Genomic DNA, 8,937 nt, shown 5'->3' with positions numbered 1-8,937 from the left:
TCACGGGTTTTCCGCGACTTGATCCGCCGTCCAGCCGCGCAAACTGTAAAGCGGTTCTAACAGCCATTGATAAAGTGGGCGTTTATCCAACAGCAAATCCGCTTCAACGCTCATGCCAACTCGCAATGGCTCGGCTTTTCCATAAGCCAGAACATTATTCTGATCCGGCCGGACTGTAATTCGGTATGAAGCGGCCGAGGCCTGCGGTTGAGCGGCAAGTGCGTCAGCGTCCATTTCTGCTTGTCGCAGCATCACACGCGATACTTTGGTAATCTGTCCGCCATACTGGCCGAATTTCTGATAGGGGAAGGCCGTATAGCGCAATAGTATGCGCGCACCTTCCCGTATAAAACCAATCGCGTTGCTATCGGCAAGTAGATGAACTTCCATGGTTTCACCGGTCGGCAAAATCGATACGAGGGATGAACCGGCTGCGACCAACTGACCGGAATGCGCCATTACAGCTGCAACCGTGCCACTTGCAAGAGCAGAAACCACAACGGCCCGGCGCGCTTCTACTTGCGCTAATTGCTCTTTCAGTATCGATATCTGCTGGTGTATTTCTCCAAGCTTAATGGCTGCAGACGCATCAAATCCTGCGAGTTTAGAGCCAATCTCCGATGTCATGCCGTCAAGCTGCACGCGCTGTCTGCGCAATGCTTCAAGCTGTTGGCGGCTTTGCATGTAATTTTGCTCAGCAGTATCGAAACTGCGTTCCAATGTAATGCCCCGATCAACCAGCTTGCGATATTTGTCGGCACGTGGTTGCAGCACCGAAATAGAAGCACTTGTCTGTTCAATCTGCGCATCAACGCGCTCGATCTCTCGCTCAATAGCAGCTTTGCGTTCGGCTAGAGAATGTTTATCAACCTGATCTAGTTGCACCCGCTGCCTGATCGCTTCACCAAACTCGTCAATTCTGCGTTGCAGTTTTTCTTTAACGAAGGCCTCTGTTTCTCCAAGGTTTGTCGTCGTATCCGTTCCCAGCACCACAGCGCCGTAAACGCGAACACGGCGCGTATATTGACCAAACGTGAGAACCGCGATAATTTGCGCGAGTATCAAGCAGCTAATGACAGCAGCAAGCTGAACCGAAACCGGCGGGCTCAGACGGGAGCTGCCAAGCCAAACATCGCGTCTCGCTTCGACCGTTTCCTTGCGGAAAAGTAATAAATTCATGTTCATTAATTAATTAAACAGCAAAATCAATATTCCCTAGAGCGTATCCTTTGAATGCTGAATCGATTGTGAAGTGACAATCTGCGATCTGTCTGCTTCAAGATTTCCATCGATGGAGACGATTGATGGGACGAGCGTTAACCAGTGACCTTCGGTCACGCGTTTTGAAAGCAGCAAGCGAGGGATCCTTGGCTCGCAGTGAGCAGTCTGTAGTAGTGAAGAAGGTCCTGTGATGGGGTTGGAGGAAAGGGGCTGCATCATTTGGTCTTTATTGGCAGGACAACCAAAAGAATGGGAGGATTCTGTTGAACAAGAGCAAATTCTATAAGGCGAAGCTCGCCTCGATATTTGGACAACTCGATTTTGCCCTCGTGCGTTGGGCCAAACGGAAATATAAACGGCTGGGTAGCGCCGGCGGGCAATAGTGAGGCTAAACGCGTAGTAGCCACCGCTCTTCGCCCATTGGCCGATTACACGTGCCGGTCTGGTTGGACGATAGGAGCCGGATGAATCGAGAGATTCACGTCCGGTTGCGTCAGGGCATGAGGGCGAAACTTCCTCGGGCTACTCGACCACCTACCGCAGTTTCGGTCTTGCAGCGCGCCCGAACCGCTCAGCTGTGCGCTGGCCATGCGCATTTGGAAGCCAGCGGCTTGTCGAGTGTGAGGCTGAATTTCTTCGTCCCGACTGCTATCGACACCGGGCCGGGTTTCGATAAAGCTTTAATGAGCTTATTCCAACTGCCATCTGCAACGATTGCGCCGCCCTCGTAAGGAAAAGCGGCGTTATAGCCATTGGCCTTGATGGTGATGGTAGGGCCTGCAAGCTGCTCATTGTGCAGTGTGGTGAACAGATAGAACTTGGAGCTTTCCTTGTTGCTATCCATCGCCCACAGATTATCAGGATCGCAAACGAGGGTAATCTGTCCGGTCGAGCCGTTACCGACCCCATAGACAACCAGTCCCTTGTCGTTGTTTTCTTTCCATGTAGCGGCCGAGCCGCAGGAGGCGAAGGCCGTGCTTACCAATAATGTACCGCACATGGTAATTTTCTTAAGCAAAATATTTTTCCTTCAATTCGTTTAAAACATCTGTTCCAATCGCATCCAACGCCGCAATAACTGGTGCTCGGAGCAAAGTTCCATCAGAGCGCACGTTAAGAGGATCACGCAGCCTCCGCAGGTCGGCAATGGCTTCCTGATCGACCTTTACCACAATGCGTTTTTGAGCACCAACGCGAGGCTTGATGGTCGATACGTTCAGATCGAGCGCCGACCCGTCAAATCGCTTGGCAATGAGCGTTATAATATCTTCCAGCTTGCAACATATGCGACCGGCCAAAGATACGGCCAGTTCCTGGCTGTCTTCGCTGAAGCCAAAGGTAAACTGATGGGCGACAAAGCCCCCCCTGCCTTTCGGAGCGGTTTTCGCCGCAACCGGCAAATGAGCGCTTTTGTCTGGCGCACCAACAGAAGACGGCTTTTCGGTATTAGGTGCTAGAGGCGTGACTGGCGCGGCGGGCAGCTGTTTCGCTACCGCGCTTTCTGTGACCGGCGAGGCTGGCGTCAGGGGAACATTGCGGAGGATTTCCAGCTTGCTCTTGCCAGTTGTGAGTGGCGTTTTCTTCAGGTCGGTCATTGCATGGTCTTGATGCTTGCGAGTGTGGTCGATACGATTTCCAGTTCTTCCATGCGCGCCTTTTTTACCAGCGGATTCGCCCTTACATCGTCAGCGAGCAATTCACGATAAATGACATAGCCTTGGTCCAAGGTATCGAAGCCATTGCGTGACGGGACAAAGAAGTCGGCCAGATAGGGTTCTTCAAAGATCGCTTGCAGAACGCTTTTTTGATCGACCGTCATGCGCTTTTAATCGGACCAGTCATTGAGCAAGAGCCGAACCGCCGGGGCTGGAAAGCCGTTTTCCTCAAGGCTGATTTTGACCTGTTCATAAAGGCGCAAGGTTTCCAGTTGAGATTCATACTCCTTCAGCCTTGGCCGAAAAGGAATAATAACCTTGTTGTCATCACCGAGGACATGCTTCGACAGTTCTTTGTGTGAACCTGCCGTGTCTATTATGACATAATCAAAGCCGTCCGCTTCAGCCAAGCCAGATTCGAGAGCCGTTTCATCGGTGCAAACCGTGCAGTGAAAACGCGCTCCAAGATCGGGATAACGGTTCGTTGCCCGCAGATGGTAGGTGGCCGATGATCCTTGATCGTCGGTTTCGATGAGCAGGACTTTAATGTCTTCGGATTTGGCAAGCGCGGCATTGACCAGCACCTGTGAAATTACCGTTTTACCCACGCCACCTTTTTGACTGACCAAAGCGATTTTTAGCACCGAACGCCTTTCCTTCCACAATGCACAATTTGAGTAGTGACACGGCACATAATCGCCTAATTGAATAGCGCTATTGAACATTTACACATTGCGAAAATGTTCAATGCTGATTAACCGCAATGTACCAAGTGAAAAGAACATTGTGAATAGCAACAAATTACTATGGACAAGGTGTGATTGTACAAGTGACCTATGCACCTATGCACCTATGCACCTATGAGCCGTTGCGCATAGTGCACTGTAGAAATGTAGGTGTGCACATGTGTTTGCACAGTGTGCAAAATTTCTAATCACCGTGGCGCAAAGTCACGATGGTTATGCATGAAATGCAATGTGGGGAGTTGGCAGGCTTTTGCCCGCGTCGCACCCGCCCTCCGCCAGCCCTACGGCACTATTTGAGTTGCGCGGCCTGGTTCGCGGTCTGGCGCTTCCGGTGGCATCGGAGCGGTTTGGTTTCGCGTTGCGCTCCTGTCGTTGGTTGTGCTCGCATTTTCTTGGGTGTGAAGCGTGGTGCCCATTTCTGATAAGAAATCGCTCGACGATTTAATGTCTGAGAAGCAGGAAATGTAACTTGTCAGCGTTACACTCGACAAAACTCCCCAAACCCGCCGCCCGTCGCTTGAACAGCGACGAGTTGAAGGCGATTGCCGTGGATTTTGCGGCAGGCTTGAACGTGACAGAGATCGCCGCCAAACGGCGGGTTTCACGCCCGACAGTCTATCGGGCGCTTGAGCGCGCGAACGCCTCTCGCGGATCGGAATCCGCCGATGTGCGGATTTATGTGCGTCTCTCGCGGCTGGAGCATGAAGCAATAAAAGACCTGGCGTGGGGGCGGAGGGAGACGGTCGCCGCTTTGACCCGGCGTATCTTGCGGCGCGCTTCCGGGTGCTTTGACGCAGATCAGGAGATAGCAGACGCGGCGCTGACGCTGGCAACGGAATTGCGGAAGGTCGGAACCAACCTCAATCAAGTGGTGTACCAGATTAACCGCGAAGCACTGTTGCAGGGCAGGGCGATGCCGAACGGTCTTCACCTGAAGGCCATTGAGGACATGCGGTAGACTATACAGTCCTTGGCTGACAGGACTGAAAAGCTTTTTGTTCGGGCCGGTCGCCGCCGCATGACAACCGTCAGCGAATTGCTTCAGGGCGAGGCGGAAGGCGAATGAAGGTCGCGGGTCTCAATCACTACGAATATTTCAAGACCGTACCGGGCGGTGGGTCGCGGACGCAGGCCGTTCGGATCGACCGTTACGCGAAGAATGTTCGCCATGTGCCGCAAGTCATGTTCAAAGCGGTGAAGTCCGGATTTGCGAGCGGCTTCATCGGACTATCAGCACAACTGAATTATGTGCTTGGCAAGGCCGAGCACATCATCGACCCAACCGGGGAATTGGATTTTCGCAGTCATGTTGAAAGTGCGACGGCGCAGAAAGTCGCTTCGCGGTGGGTGGACGGCTGGAAGAAATCGAAAGCGGACGGCAAGCATTCCATGCACCTTGTCGCCAGCTTTCCGGCTGGAACGTCGGTCGGTGCGGTTTCGTGCATTGTCCGCGATACGTGCGAAGAACTGCTATCGCAGGGACGCAACCGCTTCGAGTATGTTGCGGCGATCCATGCCGATACGAACAATCCCCACGGCCATATTGTAGTCGACCGCAGGAACGCGGCAGGGGAGTGGTTCTTTCTCGCGAAGGATCATGAATACAATTACGATGTATTCAAGGATTCATTGGTGCGTCATGCCGCCCGTTACGGCATAGAATTAAACAATTCCAGCCGTTTTTCGCGTGGAGCTGGCGACTTCCGGCAAGACAGCCGCCACGTTGCGATGAAGGGGCTGGAAGGTGTTGTGAGAGCCTTCTGTGAGGCCAAGTATCGGAATCAGGTCAAGGGTTCGGATAGCTTCTATATTATGCTCGACACGAAATTCGGTGAGCGCACCATGTGGGGCGTCGGGCTGGAAACCGTTCTGGAAGCCAGCGGAGCCGGGGCGGGTGACACAATCCGAATTCTTCACAACGGCAAAAAGCCGGTTGTCGTGCCGACGAAAGACGGCGGGTCGATCAGCACTCACCGGAATGATTGGCGTATTGCATTTAACGGGCGAGAGTATGGAACGTTCGATGAGACGGACCAGAGCGCCCATATTGATTTTGCGGTTGCCATGGCCGAGCGCCGCAGTGCGCTCAAGGTCGCGGAAGCCGGTTTTCACGACCGCTTTTCTCAAACCATCCGGGCCACACATTTGGCCCTTTCGGTCGCATTTTTCGCCGCTGCCAATGCCATACGCAATGGCGATGAAATTTCAAATCTCAATGCATTTAAGGAAAACATAGTGAGTGACGAAATGATTGAGAACGACAGCAACGACCTGATGCAGAAGATCGAGAACGCCTGCAGCCAGCTTGATGCGGTGTGGAGCCATCTTCCCAACATGGCCCCGGCAGAGTGTCCGCAAATAGAGGAAAAGTATTTTGAAGCGCTTGGCGATATGGATCATCTTTTGGTTGGAGAGCGCCGCCGGGACTTCATGCAAAATGCATCCGGTTCGGTCTACGGGGATGAATACCGGAAGAAACTCGCAAACGGCCTGCCACCGCAGACTGCGCAGCGTGTCGAGTTCTACGGCATCAACAAGGATGAGTTCGCGGCTCGCGCCGGCACCGGCCATGTGCCGGCTGCATTGGAAACGCACTGGATCGAGCGCGATGCAAGCGCGATAGCCGCGCACATGAATCTCGACATGACGACAGAGCAGGGCCGAACCGAGGCGTTTAACCGGGCGGCGTCTTTCCATGCCGAAATGATGGATGATCTAACGGAGAAAGTCGAACTCACGCGGTCCGACTGGCAGGAATTGCAACGGATGCGTGAGCAGTTCGACCAAGCGGCCAACCGTGGCCCGGATACGGAGGAAATCGATGCGTGGGACGATATTCGCGGTGTCATGCCGCAAAGAGACGAGTTTACGGCTGAAAAAGCGGCGTTCATCGCTTATGCGCAGAAGTCGCCGCTTCATGCAGAATTGGCATCGCAGGCGCTCGACATCGAGGGACACGACAAGAATTACCCGTTCATAGAGCCAGCATCTTATATTCAGCCGGAAGACCGTGTTCATTTGAACCAGATCGCGACGGAACGCGGTATTCCGCTGGATTTCGATCTTCGGTCAGACCACGCCGAAAATCGGGTCGCGATGTTGAACGCGGTTGAAAACCGCTATTTCGGCATCGTCGCGCAAGAGGAAACCGCCCGCGAAGTGCGGGAACTGGCAGCTAAAGACAGTCTGACTTTCGATGAAAGCCGCAAGCTTATCGATGGGCTGAAGGCGATTGTCGGTGAAACAGGTGTGCGCGATCTTCAGAACGGCAATGTGTCGGAGTTCGTGGAGCACCTGAAGGCGGCAAATATCGAGATCGATCAGCGCGAGGCATACGATATGGGTAAAACCTATGTCGAGGCGATGCGTCAGCACGGTTACAATATGGACGATACCGAAAAGGCCATATTGACCGACAAGGTGCTGTTTGAGTTGCACGAGGAACGCGAACAGCTTGAAGAACAGCGCCAGCTTACCGAGGACACCCGTTCTCACAACCTGAACAGCGACCATAAACTGGGCTTGTGAGGTGAGGACAATGGTTCTGGCTGAAGATCGACGCAAACAGATTATCGGCGCGGCTCTCTTGACCGTATCGGGCGCGCTGTTGGGTTATATACTGGCGCTAATGGTTTTGACCGTCTGGCACAAGAATTGGACTATCGGCGCTTTCTATCTGATTGAAAACTTCCAGTCGCTTTACCGGCTGCATTTTCGCGAATGGCAAGTGTCCGCTGTCGTGATCGTCTTGCCGATGATCGGCGGCTTGCTGTTGAGCACGCGAATGCTCGATTCCGGTTTGACACAATATGGCGTCACCAAGTGGCAGACGATCAGCGACATGAAGCGCAATCGCTTTTTCGCGAACCCGGCCACCGGCTTTCTGCTTGGCAAGACCGGCAAGCCGTCCTCCAAGGGCAAGCTGATCGTTTCGGCCAAGTTTCCGCATTGCCTTCTGGTCGCGCCGACCGGGGCCGGTAAGACGGTGGGCTTCACGATCCCCAATCTTCTGACCTATCTCGGCAGCGCCATTGTTCTGGACGTGAAGGGCGAGTGTTTCGAGAAAACCGCCCGGCATCGAGCGGCGAAGGGGCATAAGGTGCTTCGCTTCGGGCCGACCGAGTATGGCCAGCCGACACACCGCTGGAATCCGTTGAGCCGCATCGAGAAAATGACCAACCCGGCGCAGCGCATGGCGGCGCTTGACAAGCTGGCGACCTTATTTCTTGCCGCGCAAAGCCCGCAGGCTGAAAGCTTCCTGCCGAACAGCCGGGAGGTTTTTGTCAGTTGCGCGCTTTTGGCTTTCGAGCAGGGCAAGTTCAATCTCGGCCATGTGCACAAGCTGGCCTTCAACGGCGAAGGCACCAACAATGATCGCTTTGCAGCTTACGCCAAGGTCGTTCGCGACGGCCATGCACGCGGATTGTTCCAGAAGCTCGCGAATACGGCGTCCGACACGTTGAGCGCCTATCTCTCCATTCTCGATTCTAGCGGCTTTTCGCCGTGGGCCAATCCGCATATCTGCGCGGTGACAGCCGGGAACGATTTCGATTTCGGGGATTTCCGCCGTGCACCGCATACGGTTTATTTCACCGTTACGAGCGAAGATATTCCGACAATCGCGCCACTGGTGCGCATGTTCTTCGCGGAAGCCATCGCCAAACTGCAGGAGAAGGAGCCGGAGCCGGACGAGCCGTTCCCGGTCATGTTCCTGCTCGACGAGTTTCAGCGCCTGGGCAAGATGAAAATCATCGTGGACAGCATTTCGCTGTTGCGCAGCTATGGCGGCAATGTCGCCATTATCACGCAGTCCATTCCCGACCTTGATCGCGTCTATGGTGTCGAGGATCGCAAGGCCATTCAAGCCAGCAGTGGCCTGAAACTCTATCTCACCCCGTCAGAAGAGGACACGGTCGAGGAATTATCGCAATCGGTCGGCACGACGACCAAGAAGGTCACGACCCGCTCAAAGTCCATGAAGGACGGCGTTTTCGGGGCCAATGTCACCGAGCGGACAGAAGAATATCCGTTGCTGACCAAGGATGATGCGCGCCGGTTGCCTTCCGATGAGATCATTATCGTTGTGAATGCGGCCATGCCGATCCGGGCAAAGCGCATTCAGTATTTTGCGGATCGTGAATTGAAGCCCATCTATGACGGCCAAGACCCGAACGCGCCGTTTCCACTTCCTAAGCGGGTCATCACCGAAGCCGATTACGACGAAATCAAAACCGTGGAATCGGTTTCGCAGGCAATCGCGGAGATCGGAGCCGAGCGGGCGAAGCAGGCCGACCGACCGGCAGCAAACATAGACG

At 54.1% G+C, this 8,937-nt stretch carries 8 protein-coding genes; 3 read left to right on the top strand and 5 right to left on the bottom strand.

Translation table 11 applies throughout. The features are described 5' to 3' along the window. The 5 genes from ACTJKP_RS25530 to ACTJKP_RS25510 form a co-directional block, all read right to left on the bottom strand. Entirely contained in the window at positions 1 to 1,185 is a 1,185-nt protein-coding gene (locus ACTJKP_RS25530) for an HlyD family secretion protein (RefSeq protein WP_440632673.1), read from the bottom strand. Positions 1,186 to 1,792: 607 nt separating this feature from the next. Beyond that, a complete protein-coding gene (locus ACTJKP_RS25525; RefSeq protein WP_440632672.1) occupies positions 1,793 to 2,239 on the bottom strand; it encodes a hypothetical protein in 447 nt (148 codons plus the stop codon). Beyond that, a complete protein-coding gene (locus ACTJKP_RS25520; RefSeq protein ID WP_440632671.1) occupies positions 2,232 to 2,816 on the bottom strand; it encodes a hypothetical protein in 585 nt (194 codons plus the stop codon). The genes ACTJKP_RS25525 and ACTJKP_RS25520 overlap by 8 nt, the downstream gene beginning before the upstream one ends. Beyond that, positions 2,813 to 3,040, bottom strand: coding sequence for a hypothetical protein (locus ACTJKP_RS25515; RefSeq protein WP_440632670.1), 228 nt, complete (start codon positions 3,038 to 3,040; stop codon positions 2,813 to 2,815). Before ACTJKP_RS25515 ends, ACTJKP_RS25520 begins: the two co-directional genes overlap by 4 nt. 6 nt (positions 3,041 to 3,046) lie before the next feature. Further along, a complete protein-coding gene (locus tag ACTJKP_RS25510) occupies positions 3,047 to 3,520 on the bottom strand; it encodes a ParA family protein (RefSeq protein WP_440632669.1) in 474 nt (157 codons plus the stop codon). A 571-nt stretch (positions 3,521 to 4,091) separates the two neighbouring features. Between ACTJKP_RS25510 and ACTJKP_RS25505 the strand changes: the two genes are divergently transcribed. The 3 genes from ACTJKP_RS25505 to ACTJKP_RS25495 form a co-directional block, all read left to right on the top strand. Next, positions 4,092 to 4,580, top strand: a complete 489-nt coding sequence (locus tag ACTJKP_RS25505; RefSeq protein WP_440632668.1) for a helix-turn-helix domain-containing protein — start codon at positions 4,092 to 4,094, stop codon at positions 4,578 to 4,580. A 104-nt stretch (positions 4,581 to 4,684) separates the two neighbouring features. Then, complete coding sequence (locus ACTJKP_RS25500) at positions 4,685 to 7,150, top strand: relaxase/mobilization nuclease domain-containing protein (RefSeq protein WP_440632667.1); 2,466 nt, start codon at positions 4,685 to 4,687, stop codon at positions 7,148 to 7,150. A gap of 10 nt (positions 7,151 to 7,160) precedes the next feature. Further along, positions 7,161 to 8,937 (top strand): type IV secretory system conjugative DNA transfer family protein (locus ACTJKP_RS25495; protein WP_440632651.1); only part of this gene is annotated, 1,777 nt, incomplete at its 3' end.

The sequence above is a fragment of the Brucella sp. 22210 genome (assembly GCF_052045675.1).
Lineage (GTDB): Bacteria > Pseudomonadota > Alphaproteobacteria > Rhizobiales > Rhizobiaceae > Brucella.
The sequence above is the reverse complement of the archived record's forward strand: the minus strand, read 5'-3'. Positions and strand labels throughout refer to the sequence as shown.

Bases quoted from the DNA above. Each gene is read 5' to 3' on its own strand.
- ACTJKP_RS25530 (WP_440632673.1), bottom strand. From the start codon at position 1,185: ATGAACATGAATTTATTACTTTTCCGCAAGGAAACGGTCGAAGCGAGA.
- ACTJKP_RS25520 (WP_440632671.1), bottom strand. From the start codon at position 2,816: ATGACCGACCTGAAGAAAACGCCACTCACAACTGGCAAGAGCAAGCTG.
- ACTJKP_RS25515 (WP_440632670.1), bottom strand. From the start codon at position 3,040: ATGACGGTCGATCAAAAAAGCGTTCTGCAAGCGATCTTTGAAGAACCC.
- ACTJKP_RS25500 (WP_440632667.1), top strand. From the start codon at position 4,685: ATGAAGGTCGCGGGTCTCAATCACTACGAATATTTCAAGACCGTACCG.